The organism is Pseudomonas syringae (assembly GCF_021606685.1).
GTDB classification, from domain to species: Bacteria; Pseudomonadota; Gammaproteobacteria; order Pseudomonadales; family Pseudomonadaceae; genus Aquipseudomonas; species Aquipseudomonas syringae_R.
This window is the reverse complement of the sequence record NZ_WKCB01000008.1, coordinates 1-22,056: the sequence shown is the minus strand read 5'-3', so window position 1 is coordinate 22,056 and position 22,056 is coordinate 1. Positions and strand designations below refer to the sequence as shown.

The window sequence follows — 22,056 nt, the reverse complement described above, 5'->3', positions numbered from 1 at the left end:
TGTGCTGGCTGACACACTGCTATCGGGAGCAAGCCCCCTCCCACATTTTTTAACCCGGTTTCTTCAGTCAGCTCAGTTCCAGACCTCAATAAACATAACAAGAGGCACCCCCCATGCACCCTGAGTCCTTCACCGGGCAGGCTTCTTTAGTCACGCCCAGCAGAAAGCGCTTCTTCATCATGGCGCTGCTGTTTATCACCGTGGTGATCAACTACCTCGACCGCAGCAACCTGTCGATTGCCGCCCCGGCGCTGACCAGCGAGCTGGGCATCGACCCGGTGCATGTCGGGCTGATTTTCTCTGCATTCGGCTGGACCTACGCCGCCATGCAAATCCCTGGCGGCTGGCTGGTGGACCGGGTGCCGCCGCGCATCCTCTACACCGCTGCCCTGCTGCTGTGGTCGATTGCCACTGTAATGCTGGGTTTCGCCGCCAGCTTCATCGCGTTGTTTGTGTTGCGTATGGCGGTAGGGGCGTTGGAAGCACCGGCTTACCCGATCAACAGCCGCGTGGTCACCACCTGGTTTCCCGAGCGCGAGCGCGCCACCGCGATTGGCGTGTACACCTCCGGGCAGTTTGTCGGGCTGGCATTTCTGACGCCAGTGCTGGCTTGGCTGCAACATGCGTTCGGCTGGCACATGGTGTTTGTCGCCACCGGAGGCGTGGGCATTGTGTGGGCGCTGATCTGGTACGCGGTGTACCGCGAGCCCAAGGATTTCAAAGGCGCCAACGCCGCTGAAATCGAATTGATCCGCGCAGGTGGCGGGTTGGTGGACATGCAAGCGCAAGCCACCAAGGCGCCGTTCAGTTGGGTCGACCTGGGCATTGTGTTGAGCAAGCGCAAGCTCTGGGGCATCTACCTGGGTCAGTTCTGCCTGAACTCCACGCTGTGGTTTTTCCTGACGTGGTTTCCGACCTACCTGGTTAAATATCGCGGCATGGACTTCATCAAGTCTGGCCTGCTGGCGTCGCTGCCCTTCCTCGCGGCGTTTGTGGGCGTACTGTGTTCGGGGATTTTCTCCGACTGGCTGATTCGCCGGGGCGCGTCGGTGGGCTTTGCGCGTAAATTGCCGATCATTGGCGGCCTGCTGATTTCCACGGCGATCATTGGCGCCAACTATGTGGATTCGACGGCATGGGTGATCGCGTTTCTGGCGCTGGCGTTTTTCGGCAATGGCCTGGCGTCGATTACCTGGTCGCTGGTATCAACCCTGGCGCCCGCGCGTCTGCTGGGGCTGACGGGCGGGGTGTTCAACTTCATCGGCAACCTGTCGGCGATTGCCACGCCGATCGTGATTGGCTTTTTGGCCAGCGGCGATACGTTTGCGCCGGCGATCACCTACATCGCGGTGCTCGCTCTGCTGGGCGCGCTTTCCTACGTGCTGCTGGTAGGCAAGGTCGAACGCATAGAGCTTTAGATGATGCTTTCGTGGCGAGCGGGCTTGCCCGCGTTGGGCTGCGTAGCGGCCCCAAAAAAAACGGGAGCGCTGCGCACTCCAGCGCGGGCAAGCCCGCTCGCCACATGAGCGTGTTCAGCGGCGCTTAGTTGAGTACGCTGTGCTTGCGCTGGCGATCACCCACATCGCGGTGCTCGCTCTGCTGGGCGCGCTTTCCTACAGGCTGCTGGTAGGCAAGGTCGAACGAATAGAGCTTTAGATGATGCTTTCGTGGCGAGCGGGCTTGCCCGCGTTGGGCTGCGTAGCGGCCCCAAAAAAAGCGGGAGCGCTGCGCACTCCAGCGCGGGCAAGCCCGCTCGCCACACAAGTGTGTTCAGTACATGAGCCCACTCTCCACTGGAGCAGCGCTTTAGTTGAGTACGCCGTCCAGAATCTCGTAGACGATGCCCGTGCCCACGGCGATCAACACCACGTCCGGGCCCGAGCGGCGCCATTCGTAACCCGGGTACACCGGCAGGCGTGCCAGGGCGCGGTTGTCCAAGCGTTCGCCGTAGTAGCCGCGTGGCAGCGGCTGGCCACGCACCAGGCGTACGTTCGGCGGTGGTGGTGCGCCGCGTGAGAACTGGCCGTGGTTGTCGTGGATGATCTGACGCACCGGGCCAAAATCCTGGGGCGGGCCGCCGCGACGGTTGTCCTGCGGGCCGCGATGGTCGTCGCCACGTTGCTCGTGCTGGCCTTGCGGACCGCCACGGTCGTCACCACGCGGGTCCGGCGGTGCGGCTTGCACCAGGGCGCTGGCGCCAAGCACCAGTACGCCAAGGCCGGCAATCACGGATTTAGGCATTTTCATCGGGTATTCCTCAGGTCACACACACAAAAAAGGGATCGCGAACGAGGTTCGAAATCCCTTGGTCTTGCTGCTTAGGCCGTGCGTGTGCGCGTTGATTCCTCTGTATCAGGAACTTTACCTCCTGCTACAGGGCGCTTACTTACGGGCGTTACGCACGCCTTCCGACAGCGCCGCGCAGAGGCTCAGCACACCGTCGATGGCTTGCTGATCATTCTTGGCATTGGCGATGTGGTCGATCAACGCCGAACCCACCACCACACCCTCGGCCAGGCGCGCGATGGCCGCCGCTTGTTCCGGCGTACGGATACCAAAACCGATGCTGATCGGCAGGTCGGTATGGCGACGCAGGCGGGTCACCGCCTCTTCGACGTGTTCCAGGGTGGCGGCGCCGGCACCGGTCACACCGGCTACCGACACGTAGTACACAAAGCCCGAGCTGCCGTTCAGCACGGTCGGCAGGCGCGCGTCATCGGTGGTCGGCGTGGTCAAGCGGATAAAGTCGATGCCCGCAGCCTGGGCCGGGTCGCACAGCTCGCCGTTATGCTCGGGCGGCATGTCGACCACAATGAGGCCGTCTACACCGGCTTCTTTCGCGTCCGTGATGAACTGTGGCACGCCGTATTTGTGAATCGGGTTGAAGTAACCCATCAGCACCAGCGGGGTGTCGTTGTTGTCTTTACGGAACTCGCGGACCATCTGCAGGGTTTTTGCCAGGTTCTGCTTGGCTTCCAGCGCACGGATGTTGGCCAACTGGATGGCCGGGCCGTCGGCCATCGGGTCGGTGAAGGGCATGCCCAACTCGATCACATCGGCACCGGCGGCAGGCAAGCCCTTGAGGATCGCCAGCGAGGTGTCATAGCCAGGGTCGCCCGCGGTAACGAAGGTCACCAGGGCGGCACGGTTTTGTTCTTTCAGCTGCGCAAAGCGGGTGTGCAGGCGGCTCATTTAGTGTTTCTCCTGCTGGGCATGCTCTTGTTGAGAAAGGTCCATATGGTGCATCACGGTCTGCATGTCTTTGTCGCCACGGCCGGACAGGTTGACCACCATCAGGTGATCTTTCGGCAGGGTCGGTGCGCGTTTGAACACTTCGGCCAGGGCGTGGGCGCTTTCCAGTGCAGGAATAATCCCTTCCAGGCGGCAGCATTTGTGGAACGCGTCGAGGGCTTCGTCGTCGGTCACCGAGGTGTACTGGACGCGGCCGATGTCATGCAACCAGGCGTGTTCCGGGCCAATGCCCGGGTAGTCGAGGCCAGCGGAAATCGAGTGGGCGTCGATGATCTGGCCGTCGTCGTCCTGCAGCAGGAACGTACGGTTGCCGTGCAGCACGCCCGGTACGCCGCCGTTGAGGCTGGCGGCATGCTTGCCGGTTTCGATGCCGTGGCCGGCAGCTTCAACGCCGATGATCTCGACGCTGGTGTCATCCAGGAACGGGTGGAACAGGCCCATGGCGTTGGAACCGCCGCCGATGCACGCGACCAGGCTGTCTGGCAGGCGGCCTTCCTGGGCTTGCAGCTGGGTGCGGGTTTCTTTGCCGATCACGGCCTGGAAGTCGCGCACCATCGCCGGGTACGGGTGTGGGCCGGCCACGGTGCCGATCAGGTAGAAGGTGCTGTCGACGTTGGTCACCCAGTCACGCAGGGCTTCGTTCATCGCGTCCTTGAGGGTGCCGGTGCCGGCGACCACCGGAATCACTTCGGCACCCAACAGCTTCATGCGGAACACGTTGGCCTGTTGGCGCTCGATGTCGGTGGTGCCCATGTAGATCACGCATTGCAGGCCGAAGCGCGCAGCCACGGTGGCCGTGGCCACGCCGTGCATGCCGGCGCCGGTTTCGGCGATGATGCGTTTTTTGCCCATGCGCCGCGCCAGCAGGATCTGGCCGATGCAGTTGTTGATCTTGTGCGCGCCGGTGTGGTTCAGCTCTTCACGCTTGAGGTAGATCTTGGCGCCACCGCAGAACTCAGTCAGGCGCTCGGCGAAGTACAGCGGGCTTGGGCGCCCTACGTAGTCGCGCTGGAAGTAGGCCAATTCTTCATTGAATGCCGGATCGATCTTGGCCGCTTCGTATTCGCGGGCCAGGTCGAGGATCAACGGCATCAGGGTTTCAGCGACGTAGCGGCCGCCGAACGCGCCAAACAGGCCGTTGGCGTCGGGGCCGTTGCGTAGATCGGTCTGGGACTGAGTCATGGGGCGCTCCAGGAAAAGAAGGTGAGGAGAGGCAATGACGGCCACTCTACCCCTGACACCCGACGCTGAAAACCGATAAGATCGCCACAACCTGTCAGGAAAACTCACAGATGAGCCGAGACCTTCCGCCCCTCAATGCCCTGCGCGCCTTTGAAGCGGCTGCGCGGCTTAATAGCGTCAGCCAGGCCGCTGAGCAACTTCACGTGACTCACGGTGCGGTCAGCCGCCAACTGAAAGTACTGGAAGAACACTTGGGCGTTGGCCTGTTCGTCAAGGACGGACGCGGCCTTAAACTCACAGATGCCGGTGTACGGCTGCGCGATGCCAGTGGCGAGGCTTTCGAGCGTCTGCGCGACGTCTGCGCCGAACTCACCCAGGCCAGCGCCGATGCGCCGTTCGTGTTGGGTTGTTCGGGCAGCTTGCTGGCGCGCTGGCTGATCCCGCGCCTGGGTCGCTTGAATGCGGACCTGCCGGATTTGCGTCTGCACCTCTCGGCCGGCGACGGCGACCTCGACCCGCGCCGTCCCGGCCTGGACGCTCTGCTGGTATTTGCCGAACCACCGTGGCCGGCGGATATGCAGGTGTTTGAGCTGGCCAGCGAGCGCATCGGCCCGGTGATGAGCCCGCGTTTTGCTGGTTACGAGCGCCTGCGCCAGGCGCGGGCCTCGGCCTTGTGTGACGAGGCCCTGTTACACACCACCTCACGCCCGCAAGCTTGGCCCAGTTGGGCGCAGCAATACGGCATCGCACCCGACGCGCTGAAGCACGGTCAGGGTTTTGAGCATTTGTATTATTTGCTGGAAGCGGCGGTGGCCGGTTTGGGCGTGGCGATTGCGCCAGAGCCGCTGGTGGCAGAGGACCTGCGAGCGGGTCGCCTGGTGGCGCCGTGGGGTTTCAGTGAAACCCCGGCGCACCTGGCGTTGTGGCTACCCAAGCGCGCCGCAGACGGGCGCGCGGGTCAGCTGGCGCAGTGGCTCAAGGCTGACCTGCTGCACCCGCCGATATAACGGGTAACAATCAGTCGCCGCGTTTGCACAGCAGGTAAGCCGCCAGCAGGCCCAATGCACCTACAGCGACGCCAGCTGTAGTCCATGGGTGCTCTTGTGCGTAGTCCCGGGTTGCAACACCGGTTTCGCGGATTTTGACTTTGCTTTCTTCGTAGGCATCGCTGATCAGGTGACGGGAGTGCTTGAGGGCATTCTCGGCATTGCTTTTCAGGGCCTTCAGCGTTTTGCGCGACTCATCCGACGCATCATCCTTGAGGCTCTCAAGGGACTTGAGCAGGCTCGAAATCTCGGCTTCCATGCTTTCCAGCGACGCTTTGCGTAAAGAAGTGTTGGCCATGTGGACTCTCCTGAAGTGATTGAGTGGCATGTGTAGATACCGACTCCAGCGTTTTCAGAAAGTGCAGTAAATCTGAACTTTCGGGTAGGAACAGTCGCCAGAAGCAGTACGAACATTGACTGCTACGCTTGCTTAACGACCCTTAGGAGAACTGCCATGAGTGATCATCACACCTACAAGAAAGTCGAACTGGTCGGCTCGTCCACCACCAGCATTGAAGACGCGATCAATAACGCCCTGGCCGAGGCCAGCAAGAGCATCAAGCACCTGGAGTGGTTCGAGGTGACGGAAACCCGTGGTCACATCAAGGACGGCAAGGCCGCGCACTTCCAGGTCACCCTCAAGGTAGGGTTCCGAATTGCCAGTAGTTGATCGCGTCGGTTGAACTTTGCTGACTGGCCGATTGCCATAACCTGCGCTACAACCAATGGGTGCCGATGCGAAAGCGTCGGCACGCTTTTTTCGATCAGCGCAAGGAAAGTAACGGATGAAGAAGTTCCTGTTAGCGGTAGGTTTGTTGAGCATTGCGGGCACAGCCCTGGCAGCAGGCAAGCCTTGTGAAGAGCTGAAAAGCGAAATCGCAGCGAAAATCGACGCCAACGGCGCTTCGGGCTATTCGCTGGAAGTGGTGGATAAAGGCGCTTCGACCGACGCTGAAGTGGTCGGCAGCTGCGAAGGCGGCACCAAGGAAATCGTCTACAAACGCGGTTAATCCCGTGTTCCAGGCATGAAACGACGCACTTGTGGCGAGGGAGCTTGCTCCCGCTGGAGTGCGCAGCGCTCCCATTTTTTTGGGGTCGCTACGCAGCCCAGCGGGAGCAAGCTCCCTCGCCACAGGTGCGTCGTTTTTTTCGCGCGGGCTTTAGCCCTTCATCAACTGTGCCAGCAGCTCGTAGGAATGAATCCGGTCAGCGTGCTCGTACAGGTCGCAGGTAAAGATCAGCTCATCGGCGCCGGTTTGCTCGATCAGCACCTCCAGTTTGGCGCGGATTTTCGCCGGGCTGCCGACCATGGCCAGGCCGAGGAAGCTGCCGACCGCGTCTTTTTCATGGGGCAGCCACAGGCCGTCCATGGTTTTGACCGGCGGGCGCTGCACCAGGCTCTGCCCGCGCATCAGCGCCAGAATGCGTTGATACACCGAGGTGGCCAGGTACTCGGCCTGCTCGTCGGTGTCCGCGGCGACCAACGGGATGCCGAGCATCACGTAGGGTTTGTCCAGCACGGCCGAAGGCTTGAAGTGGTTGCGGTACACGCGAATCGCTTCATGCATGAGGCGCGGTGCGAAATGCGAGGCAAAGGCGTAGGGCAAACCGCGCTCGCCGGCCAGCTGCGCGCTGAACAGGCTGGAACCGAGCAGCCACACCGGCACGTTGGTGCCGGTGCCCGGTACGGCGATGATGCGTTGGTCAGGCGTACGTGGGCCCAGGTAAGCCATCAGTTCGGCCACGTCTTCCGGAAACTCATCGGCGCTGCCGGAACGCTCACGGCGCAGGGCGCGGGCGGTCATCTGGTCGGAACCCGGCGCGCGGCCCAGGCCCAGGTCGATACGGCCGGGGTAGAGGCTTTCGAGGGTGCCGAACTGCTCGGCAATCACCAGCGGCGCGTGGTTGGGCAGCATCACGCCACCGGAGCCGACGCGAATCGTCGAGGTGCCGCCGGCCAGGTAGCCCAGCAATACCGAGGTGGCCGAGCTGGCGATGCCGTCCATATTGTGGTGTTCAGCCACCCAGAAGCGGTTGTAGCCAAACTTTTCAACGTGCTGGGCCAAGTCCAGGGAATTGCGCAGCGACTGCGCCGGGCTGCCGTTGGCCCGCACGGGCACCAGGTCGAGGGTTGAGAATTTAACGTCGGACAGCGATTTCATAAGCCTGCTTCTCCAATGGGGGCGCAGGCTTTATAGACGAACCAAAACCTGCCGCTTCATGTGCATGCTCTATGCAATGAGGGCATATACCCGAGATTCAATAGCCAGCCGGTAAATTTCCTACTGGATCACTAGGTTTCTCCGACAAGATGAACTTTGCCATGCCGTCTATCCTCAGAACCCTTACTGACGCAAAACCACCGTTCGAGGAGACAGCTATGAGTATTGTTAAAAAAGCATCCGCGCATTGGGAAGGTGACCTCAAGACTGGCCTGGGTTCCATCTCTACGGAAACCGGCGTACTGCGCGAAGCGCCTTACGGCTTCAAGGCCCGTTTCGAAGGCGGTAAGGGTACCAACCCGGAAGAACTGATCGGTGCGGCCCATGCTGGCTGTTTCTCCATGGCGTTTTCCATGATTCTCGGCGATGCCGGGCTCAAGGCTGACAGCATCGACACCCAGGCTGAAGTGACGCTGGACCAAGTTGATGGCGGTTTTGCGATTACCGCTGTGCACCTGATCCTCAAGGCCAAGATCCCCGGCGCCAGCCAGGCGCAGTTCGATGAACTGAGCAAGAAAGCCAAGGAAGGGTGCCCGGTGTCCAAGGTGCTGAACGCGAAAATCAGCCTGGATGCCACGCTCGTCAACTAACAGACGCAGCAAGTGCAATGTGGGAGGGGGCTTGCTCCCGATGGCGGTGGGTCAGGCCTTACTCGGCTGGCTGATACTCCGCTATCGGGAGCAAGCCCCCTCCCACCTTTGGTTTTGCGTTAAATCAGAACCTGCGTTTACAAATTGTGGTCGAATAGCTATTGCAGCCTAGCCGCACACCCGTGCGCATGCATTCAGGGAGCTTCACACATGAAACGTTTTGCCTTGGCTATCCTCTGCGGTGTGTTGGCCACTTCGGCCGTGGCCGCGCCAAAAGACTGCGAAGAGCTCAGGAAAGAGATCGAGGTCAAGATCCAGGCTAACGCGGTGCCCTCCTACACCCTTGAGATCGTCAGCAAGGAAGAAGCCGACAAGCACGACAGCGCCATGGTCGTCGGCAGCTGTGAGAATGGCACCAAAGCCATTGTCTATCAGAAGAACAACGACTGATCAGATGCAGTTCACGCTCCGCTCCTGTGCCAGCAGCTGGCGCGCCGAGTCATACAGCCGGATGTTGGGCGTAAAGGCCAGCGAGCGCCCTTCCAGCACATAGCGCTGGCCGGCCTGGAAGTGGTCGTATTGCAGGGTCATGAAGCACGTGCGGTACATCATTTGGCTGAGGCCGCCGAGGCCGCCGCCGGGCACTTCAAAGTCAAAGCGCACCATCAGTTCGTGAGGGCCGGGCGGCATTTGAAAAAAACGCCCGTCGTCGAGGTTTTTCCCGTCCAGTCGCTGTGCCATTACCAGCTTGGCGCCCGGTGTCGGCGTGGCAAAATCGACCCAAGCCTGTTGCGGGTCGACCGGCGGAATCGGGTTCGACGCACAGGCGCCGAGAAATAGGGCGGTGATGGGAAGCAATAGCTGGCGCATGGCGGGCACTCGACGGTAGGGGAAATATGAGCCGGGCAGCAGGCTCCCTATGAGTATAAACACGCCGCGCCATGGAAAAATTCCGTACAGGCAGGATAGTCTGGCAAACAAATCACCCAGGAGCGGTTGGGGCATGGTCAGGCTTTTTCTTGCAGGGTGGTTGATTGTGCTGCTGAGCGGCTGCTCCAGCATCCGTTATTACAGCCAGTTGGCGGGCGGCCAATGGCAATTGTTGCAAGCCCGAGAGCCGATTGCCGAGGTGATTGCGGACCCCTCCCGCCCGCAGTTACTGCGTGACCATCTCGTTGAATCGCAGAAAGCGCGAACCTTCGCCAGTCAGCACCTGCACCTGCCCGACAACCAGAGTTACCGGCTGTACGCTGACATTGGTCGACCCTATGTGGTCTGGAATGTCTTTGCCACGCAGGAATTTTCCCTATCGCCTGAAACCCATTGCTTCCCCATCGCCGGATGCGTGGCCTATCGCGGCTATTACAGCCAAGGCGCCGCGCGAGGTGAGTCGGCGTTGTTGAAGCAACGGGGCATGGATGTGGCCATCGGTGGCGTCGAAGCCTATTCGACCCTGGGCTGGTTCAACGACCCGATCATGAATTCGATGATGAACTGGGGTGACGAGCGCCTGGCGACACTGATCTTCCACGAGCTGGCGCACCAGCGCTTCTATGTGAAGGATGACACCGAGTTCAACGAGTCATTTGCCACCTTCGTCGAGCAGGAAGGCACGCGCCAATGGCGTGCGGCGCGGGGTTTGGCAGCGGATAGTCTGTCGACGTCGAAGCAGCGTGATCAATTTATCCAGTTAGTCCTCGATACCCGTCAACGTTTGGAAACGCTCTACACCCAACCGTTGGCAACTGATGCAATGCGCCAGGCCAAGGCGGCTCAGTTCGAGCGTTTGCGCGCCGAGTATCGACACATGCGTGATACCCAGTGGGGCGGGGATAAGCGTTATGACGCTTGGGTCAATCAGCCTATGAACAATGCGCGGCTGTTGCCGTTTGGGCTGTATGACCAGTGGGTGCCGGCGTTTGCGGCGTTGTTTGCGCGGGAAGGTGGGGATTGGGTGAGGTTTTATGCGGCTGTGGAGACGCTGGGAGGGTTGCCGGTGGGGCAGCGCAAAGCGGCGTTGAGGCAGTTGGAAGGGGGTGGCCTTTAGGGCCTCATCGGGGGCAAGCCCCCTCCCACATTTGAACGGCGTATACAGATCAACTGTGGGAGGGGGCTTGCCCCCGATGGCAGTCTCAAGGCCGCTGCAAGAATGCCTGGTGCATCTGTGCCAGCGTCTCGAAATGCCAGGTCGGCGACTCGGCATTCAACTCTTCAAAACTGCCAAACCCATACCCCACCGCCGCCGAGTCCAGCCCATTGCTGCGCGCCCCGATCAGGTCGTGTTTGCGGTCACCGATCATCAGGGTGGTGGCCGGGTCCAGGCCTTCTTCGCTGATCAAATGCGCGATCAGCTCGACCTTGTTGGTGCGCGTCCCATCCAATTCGCTGCCGTAGATCACCTTGAAGTGCTTGGCAAAATCGAAATGCCGGGCGATCTCGCGGGCAAACACCCAGGGCTTGGAGGTGGCGATATACAACTGGCGGCCCTGGCTGCTGAGGTCTTCCAGTAACGGCATCACGCCGTCGAACACGCGGTTTTCGTACAGCCCGGTGACCTTGAAACGCTCGCGGTAGAAATTCACCGCCTCCCAGGCCTTGGCTTCGTCGAAGTCGTAGAACTGCATGAAGGCTTGCAGCAACGGCGGGCCGATGAAGTGTTCGAGCTTGGTCAGGTCCGGCTCGTCGATGCCCAGCTTGGCGAGGGCGTACTGGATCGAACGGGTGATGCCCTCGCGTGGGTCGGTGAGGGTGCCATCCAGGTCGAACAGGACGGTTGGGTAGTTCAGGGTCATCGGTCGAATCCTTCAGCCAAGTGCAGGTCTTTGAGCTTCACGTAGTTGGCCGCGCTGTAGGTGAAAAAGGCGCGTTCCTTGTCAGTCAGCGCGCGGACTTGTTTAACCGGGCTGCCCACATACAAAAAGCCGCTTTCGAGTTTCTTGCCCGGCGGTACCAGGCTGCCGGCGCCGATGATCACGTCGTCTTCCACCACGGCGCCGTCCATCACGATGCTGCCCATGCCGATCAGGATGCGGCTGCCCACCGTGCAGCCGTGCAGCATGACTTTGTGGGCGATGGTCACGTCATCGCCGATCAACAGCGGGAAACCGTCCGGGTTGAACGGCCCGGCATGGGTGATATGCAGCACGCAGCCGTCCTGCACGCTGGTGCGTGCACCGATGCGGATGCGGTGCATGTCGCCACGAATCACGGTCAGCGGCCATACCGAGCTGTCGGTGCCGATTTCGACATCGCCGATCACCACCGCCGAAATATCGACAAAAGCCCCGGCGCCCAGGGTTGGCGTGTGGTTCTGATAGGTGCGAAGGGTCACGATAGCCTCTCTCTTATCTGCTGATAGCTGCGGTGGGTGTTGATTGTAATTAAGATGGCCCCATCTTTGTCTTATCAGTTTCTTCAGCCAAGGTGCCAACCGTGAGCGCGAACAACCCTCTTCTGCAGTCCTACGACCTGCCGCCGTTCTCGGCGATCCGTGCCGAGCACGTGCAACCGGCCATTGAACAGATCCTCGCCGACAACCGCGTTGCCATCGAAGGCATCCTGCAAAGCCAGGGTAAAAATCCGACATGGGCCGGGTTGGTACTGGCCATGGACGAGCTGAATGACCGCCTCGGCGCCGCCTGGAGCCCCGTCAGCCACCTCAATGCTGTGTGCAACAGCGCCGAACTGCGCGAAGCCTACGAGGCTTGCCTGCCGGCATTGAGCGCCTATTCCACCGAGATGGGCCAGAACCGTGAGCTGTTCCAGGCCTTCGAAGCCCTGGCCAACAGCCCGGAAGCTGCCGGTTTCGACGTGGCGCAAAAAACCATTCTGGAGCACTCCCTGCGCGACTTCCGCCTGTCGGGTATCGATCTGCCGCCCGAGCAGCAAAAGCGTTACGCCGACGTGCAAAGCAAACTCTCCGAGCTGGGCAGCAAGTTTTCCAACCAGTTGCTGGACGCCACCCAGGCCTGGACCAAGCACGTCACCGATGAAGCGACCCTTGCCGGCCTGACCGACTCGGCCAAGGCGCAAATGGCCGCCGCCGCCCAGGCCAAAGGCCTCGACGGCTGGCTGATCACCCTGGAATTCCCCAGCTACTACGCGGTGATGACCTACGCCCAGGACCGTGCCCTGCGTGAAGAGGTCTACGCGGCCTACTGCACCCGTGCCTCGGACCAAGGCCCGAATGCCGGCCAGAACGATAACGGCCCGGTGATGGAACAGATCCTCGACTTGCGTCAGGAATTGGCGCAATTGCTCGGTTTCGCGTCCTTCTCGGAACTGAGCCTGGCCACCAAAATGGCTGAGTCCAGCGACCAGGTGCTGAGCTTCCTGCGCGACCTGGCCAAACGCAGCAAGCCGTTTGCTGCCCAGGACTTGCAGCAGCTCAAGGCTTATGCCGCCGAACAAGGCTGCGCCGACCTGCAGAGCTGGGACAGCGGTTTCTACGGCGAAAAACTCCGTGAGCAGCGCTACAGCGTGTCCCAGGAAGCCCTGCGCGCCTACTTCCCGATCGACAAAGTGCTCGGCGGGCTGTTCGCCATCGTGCAGCGCCTGTACGGCATCGAAATCGCCGAGCAGAAAGGCTTCGACACCTGGCACCCGGATGTTCGCCTGTTCGAGATCAAGGAAAACGGCCAGCACGTCGGCCGCTTCTTCTTCGACCTTTACGCCCGCGCCAACAAGCGCGGCGGTGCCTGGATGGACGGCGCCCGCGACCGTCGGCGCACCGTCGACGGTGTACTGCAAAGCCCGGTGGCTAACCTGGTGTGCAACTTCACCCCGGCCGACAGCGGCAAGCCTGCCCTGTTGACCCACGATGAAGTGACCACGCTGTTCCACGAATTCGGCCATGGCCTGCACCACCTGCTGACCCGCGTTGAACACGCTGGCGTGTCCGGCATCAACGGCGTGGCGTGGGATGCGGTAGAGCTGCCGAGCCAGTTCATGGAGAACTGGTGCTGGGAGCCGGAAGGCCTGGCGCTGATCTCCGGTCACTACGAAACCGGCGAGCCATTGCCCCAGGACCTGCTGGAAAAAATGCTCGCGGCGAAGAACTTCCAGTCCGGCCTGATGATGGTCCGCCAGTTGGAATTCTCGTTGTTCGACTTTGAAATGCATGCCACCCATGGCGATGGCCGCAGTGTGGCGCAAGTGCTCGAAGGCGTGCGTGACGAGGTCTCGGTAATGCGCCCGCCGGCCTATAACCGCTTCCCCAACAGCTTTGCGCACATCTTCGCCGGCGGATACGCGGCGGGTTACTACAGCTACAAGTGGGCTGAGGTACTGTCGGCGGATGCCTTCTCCAAATTTGAAGAAGACGGCGTGCTCAATGCCGAGACTGGCCGAGCATTCCGCGAAGCGATCCTGGCGCGTGGCGGCTCGCAAGCACCGATGGTGCTGTTCGTCGACTTCCGCGGACGTGCGCCGACGATTGACGCACTCTTGCGCCACAGCGGCCTGAGTGAGGACGCGGCAGCATGAGCGAAGGGCCTGTGATCACCAAAAAACAATTTATCGCCGGGGCGGTCTGCCCGGCGTGCAGCGAGCCGGACAAGCTGAAAATGTGGACCGAGGACAACGTGCCGCACCGCGAATGCGTGGCTTGCGGGTACACCGACACCCTGAATGATCAGGGCTTGTCAGTGCCCAAGGAGCTCGGCACGCGGGTGAACACCTCGGCATTGAAAGCGCCGGCGGACCCCAAGGTGCAGGCGGTGCAGTTCTTCCCCAATCCGAAACTCAAGAAAGACTAACAGCCCTACGCACACCCAATGTGGGAGGGGGCTTGCCCCCGATAGCACAAGGTCAGTCAGCCTCCAATTGGCTGACCCAGCGCTATCGGGAGCAAGCCCCTTCCCACATTTTTTTGCCTGGGTTTATTCGACTTAGGTCGCTGAATCCATTCTCTACATGCTTAGCCTGCTATCATTTGTAACCATTGATTGCCAAATACGCACGAGCTGCTCCCAAGAAGCGGCCGAACAAACCCGTGACCACATGATGAGGTGCACCCATGTCTGATCAAGATCAAGACAACCCCCGGCGTGACTTTCTGCGCAAATCCTTGACCTTGATCCCGGTGGTCACGGTTGCCAGTACCGGCCTTGGTGGCTCAATGCTGATTGCTACGCCAGAGCCGGCCCAGGCCGCGCCAGCCCAGCCGGCGGTGAGCGACAAGGCCTATGAGCCGACCTATTTCACGGCTGAGGAATGGGTGTTCATCAACGCCGCCGTCGAGCGCCTGATTCCCGCCGACGCGCAAGGCCCCGGTGCGCTGGAAGCCGGCGTGCCGGAATACATCGACCGTCAGATGAACACGCCGTACGCCAGTGGCGCCCTGTGGTTCATGCAAGGCCCGTTCAATGCCGACGCCGCGCCGGAGATGGGCTGGCAGAGCAAATTGGTGCCCAAAGAAATTTATCGTCTGGGCATTGCTGCTACGGATGCCTGGTCGAAGGCGTTCAACGGTAAAACTTTTGCTGCGCAAGACAGCGCTACCCGAGACGATATGTTGCACCGTCTGGAGGCTGGCGGCAGTGAAGTCACCGCACATTTCGACGCGGTGCCGGCCAAGATCTTCTTCAACCTGCTGCTACAAAACACCAAGGAAGGCTTCTTCTGCGACCCGATCCACGGTGGCAACAAAGGCATGGTCGGCTGGACCATGATCGGCTTCCCCGGCGCCCGCGCCGATTTCATGGACTGGGTGGAACGCAACGAGCAATACCCCTTCCCGGCTGTTTCCATTCGCGGCGAGAGGGCATAAACGTGGCGACCATCATGAAAAAAGTCGACGCAGTGATCGTTGGCTTCGGCTGGACTGGCGCGATCATGGCCAAGGAGCTGACCGAAGCAGGCCTCAACGTGGTAGCGCTGGAGCGCGGCCCTATGCAGGACACCTACCCGGACGGCAACTATCCCCAGGTCATCGACGAACTGACCTACAGCGTGCGCAAAAAACTCTTCCAGGACATCTCCAAGGAAACGGTGACCATTCGCCACAGCGTGAATGACGTCGCCCTGCCCAACCGTCAACTCGGCGCTTTTTTGCCGGGTAACGGCGTCGGCGGCGCGGGCCTGCACTGGTCGGGCGTGCATTTTCGCGTCGACCCGATCGAGTTGCGTATGCGCAGCCACTACGAAGAGCGCTACGGCAAAAACTTTATTCCAAAAGACATGACCATCCAGGACTTCGGCGTCAGCTATGAAGAGCTGGAGCCGTTTTTCGACTACGCGGAAAAAGTCTTCGGCACCTCCGGCCAGGCCTGGACCGTAAAAGGTCAGGTGGTGGGCGAAGGCCGTGGCGGCAACCCCTATGCGCCGGATCGCTCCAACCCGTTCCCGTTGGAGGCGCAGAAAAATACTGTTTCCGCACAGCTGTTTCAGAAAGCGGCTGCGTCAGTGGGTTATAAACCCTACAACCTGCCGTCAGCCAATACCTCGGGGCCATACACCAACCCCTACGGTGCGCAAATGGGCCCGTGCAACTTCTGCGGTTTTTGCAGCGGCTACGTGTGCTACATGTATTCCAAGGCCTCGCCGAACGTGAACATTCTGCCGGCCCTGCGCCAAGTGCCGAATTTTGAGCTGCGGCCCAACTCCCACGTGCTCAAGGTCAACCTCGACAGCACCAAGAGCAAGGCCACCGGCGTGACCTATATCGACGCCCAGGGCCGCGAATGCGAGCAACCGGCGGACCTGGTGATCCTTGGCGCGTTCCAGTTCCATAACGTGCGGCTGATGCTGCTCTCCGGTATCGGCAAGCCTTACGACCCGATTACCAATGAGGGCGTGGTGGGCCGCAACTTCGCCTACCAGAACATGGCGACCATCAAGGCGTTCTTCGATAAGGGCACCCACACCAACAATTTCATCGGCGCCGGCGGCAATGGCGTGGCGATGGATGACTTCAACGCCGACAACTTCGACCACGGGCCCCACGGCTTTGTGGGCGGCTCGCCGATGTGGGTCAACCAGGCGGGCAGTCGGCCGATTGCCGGTACGTCCAACCCGCCTGGCACTCCTGCGTGGGGCAGTGCGTGGAAGCGCGCCACCGCCGATTACTACACCCACCAGGTGTCGATGGATGCCCACGGCGCCCATCAATCCTACCGAGGCAACTACCTCGATCTGGACCCGGTGTACCGTGATTCCTACGGCCTGCCGCTGCTGCGCATGACGTTCGACTGGCAGGAAAACGACATCAAGATGAACCGCTTCATGGTCGAGAAAATGGGCAAGGTCGCCGAGGCGATGAACCCCAAGGCGATTGCCGTGCTTGGCAAAAAGGTCGGTGATCACTTCAACACTGCGTCCTACCAGACCACCCACCTCAACGGTGGCGCCATCATGGGCACCGACCCGAAAACCAGTGCGTTGAACCGCTACTTGCAGTGCTGGGATGTACACAACGTGTTTGTCCCAGGCGCGTCTGCTTTCCCACAAGGCTTGGGTTACAACCCGACCGGCCTGGTGGCGGCGCTGACCTACTGGTCGGCCCGGGCAATCCGCGAGCAGTACCTGAAAAACCCCGGCCCACTGGTTCAGGCATAAGGAGCGATGACCATGAAAGCACTTGTTATCGCAACGTTCGCGCTCTTCAGCAGCTGCTCGGTAAGCGCCGCCGAAACCGACCAGGTCAAGCAGGGCGAGTACCTGGCCCGCGCCGGTGACTGCGTGGCGTGCCACACCGCCAAGGGCGGCAAACCCTTCGCTGGTGGCTTGCCGATGGAAACCCCGATCGGCGTGATCTATTCCACCAATATCACGCCGGACAAGACCGGCCTGGGTGACTACAGCTTCGAGGATTTCGACAAGGCGGTGCGCCACGGCGTCGCCAAGAGCGGTAGTACGCTTTACCCGGCGATGCCCTACCCGTCTTACGCGCGTGTGAGCGAGAGCGATATGCAGGCGCTGTATGCGTACTTTATGAAGGGTGTGGAGCCGGTGGCTCAGGAAAACAAGGCCAGCGACATTCCCTGGCCTCTGAGCATGCGTTGGCCATTGGCTGCATGGCGATGGATGTTTGCCCCTGACGTGGCGGATTACCAGGCGGCGGCGGATGCCGACCCCGTGATCAGTCGTGGTGCCTACCTCGTAGAAGGCCTTGGCCACTGCGGCGCCTGCCACACGCCACGGGCCCTGACCATGCAGGAAAAAGCCCTGAGTGCCACGGATGGCAATGCGTTCCTGTCGGGCAGCGCGCCCCTGGAAGGCTGGATCGCAAAGAACCTGCGTGGCGACCACAAGGACGGCCTCGGCAGTTGGAGCGAGGAGCAACTGGTGCAATTCCTCAAGACCGGTCGCAGTGATCGCAGCGCGGTATTCGGCGGCATGAGCGATGTGGTGGTTCACAGCATGCAGTACATGTCGCAAGACGACCTGACAGCGATTGCCCGTTACCTCAAAAGCCTGCCGGCGGTGGACCCCACGGACTCACCGCATCAATACGACAAGCAGGCGGCCGAGGCGCTGTGGAAAGGCGATGACAGCAAGCCGGGCGCCTCTGTGTACATCGACAACTGCGCCGCCTGCCATCGTACCGATGGCCATGGCTATACGCGGGTATTCCCGGCGCTGGCCGGCAACCCGGTATTGCAGACCGCAGATGCCACATCGCTGATCAACATCGTGTTGAACGGCGGCACCTTGCCAGCGACCCATACCGCACCGTCGACCTTCACCATGCCAGCATTTGCCTGGCGGTTGTCGGACCAGGAAGTGGCGGACGTGGTCAACTTTATACGCAGTAGCTGGGGCAATAATGCGGCACTGGTTAAAACCTCGCACGTTGCTGAACTGCGTCAAGAAATAGAAGCTCATACAACTTCCGACACTGCGAACAAGTAAATATAACTGCCCGACTTGTATGGTTGATTATATAAGTCGGGCAGGGTTTTATTTGCGCGTACAGGTTGTTGCGAAGGTATTGACCAAGTTCAGGAACATGGCTTTGTCTACTTCATCAAAGTCGCCATCGCCGTCCAGGTCGGTGGGGCTGGACGTTGTGTCGTAGTGCCCGTCCTTCATCGAGGAGGAGGCGTACATGGCATACGCAAGTTCGCCATCGGTAAACCGTTCCAACAGGATTTCCGGGCTGTTGTCTTTTTCGAAGTCTTCACACGTTAAACGCAGTTCGTCCTGAGACATAAATATCCTTGGGTGCATGGGTGAATTGGAGCGTGATCATAGAGGCGTTCCAAAACTTAAATCCATGGTTCATGTGTGGCGACTTGTTTCATGTTGATTATAAGTAAGAAGTTATACTTTTTATTGTCAGATACGCTATTGGACGGTGGTCCGCCCAACGGTGCTCGCAAGAAGCGGAATTCTCGAATACTGTATATAGATACAGCTATCGAGAACACAGCATGAACGCTCCCCTGCCTCCTCGCGGACGGGGTACCGCCACCAACCCTCACAATCGCTTTGCGCCCAGCGTGTCGGTGGTGGAGGACGACGGCTGGTTTCAGGAAGTGCCGCCGACCCAGGGCACTGAAGTGCGTATCGAAACGGCCAAGACCATCATCACCCGCAACAACTCGCCGGACCTGCCGTTTGATCGCTCGATCAACCCCTATCGTGGCTGCGAGCATGGCTGGATATGTTATGTGAAAGGTTCCACATCAAAATTGAGTTGAGGCTTGTGTCTTGCGGCTAGGCCACTGCAAGGTGCAGAGTGTGGCTATATGACAGCCTGAGGATGAGGAATGGCCGGGTTAGTAGAAGAACTACAAGCAGATGCACTCGATGAATCGATACACATCATGGCACTTATGAGAAAGGCCAAAGCCGTTTCGGTGAAGCTAAACGCTCCGAGTATTTCGACTTGGATCGACAATGAGCTGCAAGGCTACAGGTCAAGTGACGACATACCAAATTACCGGCATGTAAGAGGTAGCCTCGTTTGTTATAACGATATTCATGGACACATTCCGCTAACTATTGACAATCCGCATATATTAGAAACTGTAACCACTCGGAAAATATCACAGCCGCTCGGGAGGTTATGTGAACATGCTGCCAATAATGATCGTGTCGTATTACCCTTTCCAGCTAAGCTAGAGGAAAAACTTCTCGCTGGTATGAATCTTCGAATGACTCCAGGGTTACAGATCGAGTCTAGTAGCTTAAAAAACATAATTTACGGAGTGCGGGATAGGGTATTACAGTTCGCATTAGAATTGGAATCTCAGGGAATTCACGGAGAAGGTATGGGTTTTTCAAAGGAAGAAAAGGCAGCTGCCGCATCTATTACTTACAACACTATTACTATTGGTAGTATGCACAATTCGCAAATTCAACAGGATAGTGATAATTCTAATCAGTATTACGGAACAGCCGATTTCAAGAAAGATCTGGAAAAATTTGTTTCAGAGTTAAAAAACGACGTAAACCAACTAAAAGGGGATGACGAAGCCAAACAATCGCTAAGAGCTGATCTCGACACTATCAAAGCACAGCTTAGTTCCTCATCGCCTAAGAAAACGATTTTGCGTGAGTGCCTTATATCCGTAAGGAATATTCTTGAAGGGGCAACCGGTGGCGTTCTCACTAATTATGTGCCGTTAGCCGCTCAATTAATCGCAGCGTGCAGTTAACGAAACGAATGACTCCATCACTGTTCTGCCGATGCCAAAGGTTTCGTATCGTTATTGTTGAGATTTTGAATATGGATTATTACGACAGCGATTTTGCACGACGCAAAATGGAACCGATGTATTGGTTTAATAAATCCTCTGAAATGAGGAATTCTGCTGGTGCTTTGTGGTTTTCACTCTCAAATACTGAACAGGTAAGCGAATGGCTAAAGTCAAACTGTAACATTCAAAGCGGAGCCGATTACTCGGTTTTTGATATGCTCTGTGGTTTGTCACTAGAGTTAATTTATAAAGCCGTAATAGTTTCAAAAAAACAACCTCCGCCCGATAATACACACGAACTTAATAAGTTAAGAGTTCGAGCAGGTATCGACGCAAGTAAAAAAGAAATAGCCATCCTTGATATATATACTCATTCAATTTATTGGCAAGCAAAATACCCTGTTGCGAAAAAAAGCGAACACCACCGAAATTACGTAAAACTGGTAGACGATAACCTTTATGAGTCTATACCCGGACTTAACCCCAAAATTAGAAAGCCGAATAATGCGATGGGTTGGGAGCTTTTTTATAAACTCTGGGCTGATGGTGCTGAGAGTTTCGAGAAAGCTAATCCCAACTTGTTTGGTTAGAGAAGGGATAAACAAACCGATGGCTATTTTCTGCGATAGGTTCCACAGCGAGGTCAGTTTTCGTGCTTGAACTTGTTCAAGTGGGAAAATTGACCAGATTAGGGTTGGACGCTAATCAAAATGGGCTCCTTGGCATCTCGCCAAGGCGTCAGTCAAATTTAACAGTTTGGTAAAAATAGCGTTGAACCGTATTGGGCTATTAGAGTTGAATGGTAAATATATTTTCAAACTGCTATTGACATGAAATTATGTTGTATTTAAGCCAAAATACTACTGTCAAATTAAGTGGGGATAGAAAAATATCATGTATTTTTTAAAAAAATAACAAGTGGTTTTTTAAAGGGAGCACGGTATTGCCGTTTTTTTACGTTGAAATATTTTAGCGTGACCCCCTAAGGATAAATTGGAGGGTTTACAAAAATGGCATTTAAACATGCTGCTGACTTGAGGGCTAAGTTGTTTTTTGACCTTTAAGCGAAGCGTATAATCAGAATTAGCTTTTGAGTTAATATGCAGAACGTATTGGGGGGAAAAATAATAGCCTCATGCAGGCTATTATCTGATATGGCTTTTTCCGTTTTTATTTTTTCCAGTTTCGAATTGTTCTATCTGTTACATTTAGAGTTGCTATAATTTCCATAGAAGTACAGCCATTCGTAAGCATTTGAATGCCCATATCTCTTTTTGCCTTTCCCTTCAATGAACCTCTTGCAGACTGAATATCAGAAAATATTTCGTTATCAAAGTGCGTGTACGTCCATTTTGATACACTTTTAGAGATGTTTTTTATCTCGTTGATGTTTAAAGGTGACGCAAGTTCTAGATTAAGGTTTAGAGCATAACTGAAGCACGACTCGTAAAATCCCGCATAGTTAGGATAGTTCATTCGGATTTCTTTGTATGACCAATTTCTTAGGTCTTCAAATAAATTGCAGTTTCTCCCTAGGCCGTAATTCTCTAGCTGCTCTTTTTTTGTAACTGGTTTTTCAAGTTTGACGTAATCACTCAATTCATCTAGCGAGTAGGGCTCATCTCTCCAGACCTTTGTCTTCCAGTGAGGGTTTAAAGGGTTCTTACTTATAGTCCCAGAGAATCCCGCATCAGCCATCAGCTTTTTCCTCATTGCTGTTTGAATTGATGCTGCGTATCGAATAGGTTTTATGTTCGCCTCAAGTGCCGTTCTAACTGGTGTTTCCAAGTTGTAGAAATAATGGCAGTGGCCGTTTTCCGGGTTCATGACCGATATATTTGGGGCTGCCATGTTTGTTTGCTCCCAAAGCATTCCAGAGTCTTGGTGGTCGATGTCAAATACTAGCCATCTTAAATGCGTCGGGCCATTAGCTTGGATATGTAGTTTTTTAACGGCTATTGATTTTGTTCTTGGTGAAATACCACGGAAGTAATCATCACAACAATAAGGCTTTTTAGGTAAGGTGCTTTCAAAAAGGGTTAAACATCCCATAGTTCCTCTATTAATTAAAGTTAATTAAAAGAAAAACCAACGGAGGCATTGACTATTTGTATAATAT

At 57.6% G+C, this 22,056-nt stretch carries 24 protein-coding genes and 1 pseudogene; 15 read left to right on the top strand and 10 right to left on the bottom strand.

What is annotated here, in order from left to right:
• The first annotated feature begins 113 nt into the window (after positions 1 to 113).
• Positions 114 to 1,418, top strand: a complete 1,305-nt coding sequence (locus tag GIW02_RS05225) for an MFS transporter (protein WP_236417813.1) — start codon at positions 114 to 116, stop codon at positions 1,416 to 1,418.
• 388 nt (positions 1,419 to 1,806) lie between these two features.
• Here GIW02_RS05225 and GIW02_RS05220 read toward each other — a convergent pair whose 3' ends face one another.
• From GIW02_RS05220 to trpB, 3 genes are all read right to left on the bottom strand, one after another.
• On the bottom strand, positions 1,807 to 2,247 hold the full coding sequence (locus GIW02_RS05220) for an anti-virulence regulator CigR family protein (protein WP_236417814.1): 441 nt from the start codon (positions 2,245 to 2,247) through the stop codon (positions 1,807 to 1,809).
• A gap of 135 nt (positions 2,248 to 2,382) precedes the next feature.
• Positions 2,383 to 3,192, bottom strand: a complete 810-nt coding sequence (gene trpA / locus GIW02_RS05215) for a tryptophan synthase subunit alpha (protein ID WP_236417815.1) — start codon at positions 3,190 to 3,192, stop codon at positions 2,383 to 2,385.
• Positions 3,193 to 4,434: a tryptophan synthase subunit beta gene (gene trpB, locus GIW02_RS05210; protein ID WP_236417816.1), complete on the bottom strand. Its 1,242-nt coding sequence runs from the start codon at positions 4,432 to 4,434 to the stop codon at positions 3,193 to 3,195.
• Positions 4,435 to 4,544: 110 nt separating this feature from the next.
• Here trpB and GIW02_RS05205 point away from each other — a divergent pair, with 110 nt between their 5' ends.
• Positions 4,545 to 5,441, top strand: coding sequence for a LysR family transcriptional regulator (locus GIW02_RS05205; RefSeq protein ID WP_236417818.1), 897 nt, complete (start codon positions 4,545 to 4,547; stop codon positions 5,439 to 5,441).
• 10 nt (positions 5,442 to 5,451) lie between these two features.
• On the opposite strand, the gene GIW02_RS05200 is transcribed toward GIW02_RS05205, so the two are convergent.
• Positions 5,452 to 5,778: a DUF883 family protein gene (locus GIW02_RS05200; protein ID WP_003170746.1), complete on the bottom strand. Its 327-nt coding sequence runs from the start codon at positions 5,776 to 5,778 to the stop codon at positions 5,452 to 5,454.
• A 156-nt stretch (positions 5,779 to 5,934) separates the two neighbouring features.
• Between GIW02_RS05200 and GIW02_RS05195 the strand changes: the two genes are divergently transcribed.
• Both GIW02_RS05195 and GIW02_RS05190 read left to right on the top strand, forming a co-directional pair.
• Positions 5,935 to 6,150, top strand: coding sequence for a dodecin (locus tag GIW02_RS05195; RefSeq protein WP_003214895.1), 216 nt, complete (start codon positions 5,935 to 5,937; stop codon positions 6,148 to 6,150).
• A gap of 115 nt (positions 6,151 to 6,265) precedes the next feature.
• Positions 6,266 to 6,490, top strand: coding sequence for a DUF1161 domain-containing protein (locus tag GIW02_RS05190; RefSeq protein ID WP_236417821.1), 225 nt, complete (start codon positions 6,266 to 6,268; stop codon positions 6,488 to 6,490).
• Between the two features lie 150 nt (positions 6,491 to 6,640).
• Here the strand turns inward: GIW02_RS05190 and GIW02_RS05185 are convergent, their stop codons facing one another.
• Entirely contained in the window at positions 6,641 to 7,642 is a 1,002-nt protein-coding gene (locus tag GIW02_RS05185; protein ID WP_101265098.1) for an LLM class flavin-dependent oxidoreductase, read from the bottom strand.
• A gap of 218 nt (positions 7,643 to 7,860) precedes the next feature.
• Between GIW02_RS05185 and GIW02_RS05180 the strand changes: the two genes are divergently transcribed.
• Together GIW02_RS05180 and GIW02_RS05175 are read left to right on the top strand one after the other, a co-directional pair.
• Positions 7,861 to 8,292, top strand: a complete 432-nt coding sequence (locus GIW02_RS05180) for an OsmC family protein (protein WP_010207768.1) — start codon at positions 7,861 to 7,863, stop codon at positions 8,290 to 8,292.
• A gap of 210 nt (positions 8,293 to 8,502) precedes the next feature.
• Complete coding sequence (locus GIW02_RS05175) at positions 8,503 to 8,742, top strand: DUF1161 domain-containing protein (protein WP_236417065.1); 240 nt, start codon at positions 8,503 to 8,505, stop codon at positions 8,740 to 8,742.
• Here the strand turns inward: GIW02_RS05175 and GIW02_RS05170 are convergent, their stop codons facing one another.
• Positions 8,743 to 9,162 (bottom strand): PA0061/PA0062 family lipoprotein, encoded by a 420-nt coding sequence (locus tag GIW02_RS05170; protein ID WP_236417063.1) that lies wholly within the window; start codon positions 9,160 to 9,162, stop codon positions 8,743 to 8,745.
• A gap of 133 nt (positions 9,163 to 9,295) precedes the next feature.
• Between GIW02_RS05170 and GIW02_RS05165 the strand changes: the two genes are divergently transcribed.
• Positions 9,296 to 10,339, top strand: coding sequence for an aminopeptidase (locus tag GIW02_RS05165; protein WP_236417062.1), 1,044 nt, complete (start codon positions 9,296 to 9,298; stop codon positions 10,337 to 10,339).
• A gap of 85 nt (positions 10,340 to 10,424) precedes the next feature.
• On the opposite strand, the gene GIW02_RS05160 is transcribed toward GIW02_RS05165, so the two are convergent.
• Both GIW02_RS05160 and GIW02_RS05155 read right to left on the bottom strand, forming a co-directional pair.
• Positions 10,425 to 11,084, bottom strand: a complete 660-nt coding sequence (locus tag GIW02_RS05160) for an HAD family hydrolase (protein ID WP_236417059.1) — start codon at positions 11,082 to 11,084, stop codon at positions 10,425 to 10,427.
• Positions 11,081 to 11,623, bottom strand: coding sequence for a gamma carbonic anhydrase family protein (locus GIW02_RS05155; protein ID WP_236417057.1), 543 nt, complete (start codon positions 11,621 to 11,623; stop codon positions 11,081 to 11,083). The genes GIW02_RS05160 and GIW02_RS05155 overlap by 4 nt, the downstream gene beginning before the upstream one ends.
• 101 nt (positions 11,624 to 11,724) lie before the next feature.
• On the opposite strand from GIW02_RS05155, the gene prlC reads away from it, so the two are divergent.
• The 5 genes from prlC to GIW02_RS05130 all read left to right on the top strand — a co-directional run bounded on the left by prlC (position 11,725) and on the right by GIW02_RS05130 (position 18,144).
• Positions 11,725 to 13,776, top strand: a complete 2,052-nt coding sequence (gene prlC, locus GIW02_RS05150) for an oligopeptidase A (RefSeq protein ID WP_236417055.1) — start codon at positions 11,725 to 11,727, stop codon at positions 13,774 to 13,776.
• Complete coding sequence (locus tag GIW02_RS05145) at positions 13,773 to 14,048, top strand: YheV family putative zinc ribbon protein (RefSeq protein WP_010207776.1); 276 nt, start codon at positions 13,773 to 13,775, stop codon at positions 14,046 to 14,048. Before prlC ends, GIW02_RS05145 begins: the two co-directional genes overlap by 4 nt.
• A gap of 260 nt (positions 14,049 to 14,308) precedes the next feature.
• Entirely contained in the window at positions 14,309 to 15,061 is a 753-nt protein-coding gene (locus GIW02_RS05140; protein WP_236417053.1) for a gluconate 2-dehydrogenase subunit 3 family protein, read from the top strand.
• Positions 15,062 to 15,063: 2 nt separating this feature from the next.
• The gene (locus tag GIW02_RS05135; RefSeq protein ID WP_236417048.1) at positions 15,064 to 16,848 is read left to right on the top strand and encodes a GMC family oxidoreductase; all 1,785 of its coding nucleotides are present in this window, start codon (positions 15,064 to 15,066) and stop codon (positions 16,846 to 16,848) included.
• A 12-nt stretch (positions 16,849 to 16,860) separates the two neighbouring features.
• Positions 16,861 to 18,144 (top strand): cytochrome c, encoded by a 1,284-nt coding sequence (locus GIW02_RS05130; protein ID WP_236417046.1) that lies wholly within the window; start codon positions 16,861 to 16,863, stop codon positions 18,142 to 18,144.
• A gap of 48 nt (positions 18,145 to 18,192) precedes the next feature.
• Here GIW02_RS05130 and GIW02_RS05125 read toward each other — a convergent pair whose 3' ends face one another.
• A complete protein-coding gene (locus tag GIW02_RS05125) occupies positions 18,193 to 18,444 on the bottom strand; it encodes a hypothetical protein (RefSeq protein ID WP_236417035.1) in 252 nt (83 codons plus the stop codon).
• 221 nt (positions 18,445 to 18,665) lie between these two features.
• Here GIW02_RS05125 and GIW02_RS05120 point away from each other — a divergent pair.
• The 3 genes and pseudogenes from GIW02_RS05120 to GIW02_RS05110 all read left to right on the top strand — a co-directional run.
• Positions 18,666 to 18,917, top strand: a pseudogene (locus GIW02_RS05120) (PA0069 family radical SAM protein); the annotation flags it as partial.
• An 87-nt stretch (positions 18,918 to 19,004) separates the two neighbouring features.
• Positions 19,005 to 19,895, top strand: coding sequence for an AbiTii domain-containing protein (locus tag GIW02_RS05115; protein ID WP_236417033.1), 891 nt, complete (start codon positions 19,005 to 19,007; stop codon positions 19,893 to 19,895).
• A 71-nt stretch (positions 19,896 to 19,966) separates the two neighbouring features.
• Positions 19,967 to 20,527: a hypothetical protein gene (locus GIW02_RS05110; protein WP_236417024.1), complete on the top strand. Its 561-nt coding sequence runs from the start codon at positions 19,967 to 19,969 to the stop codon at positions 20,525 to 20,527.
• Positions 20,528 to 21,107: 580 nt separating this feature from the next.
• Here GIW02_RS05110 and GIW02_RS05105 read toward each other — a convergent pair.
• Positions 21,108 to 21,989 (bottom strand): replication initiation protein, encoded by an 882-nt coding sequence (locus tag GIW02_RS05105; protein ID WP_236417022.1) that lies wholly within the window; start codon positions 21,987 to 21,989, stop codon positions 21,108 to 21,110.
• Positions 21,990 to 22,056: the final 67 nt, after the last annotated feature.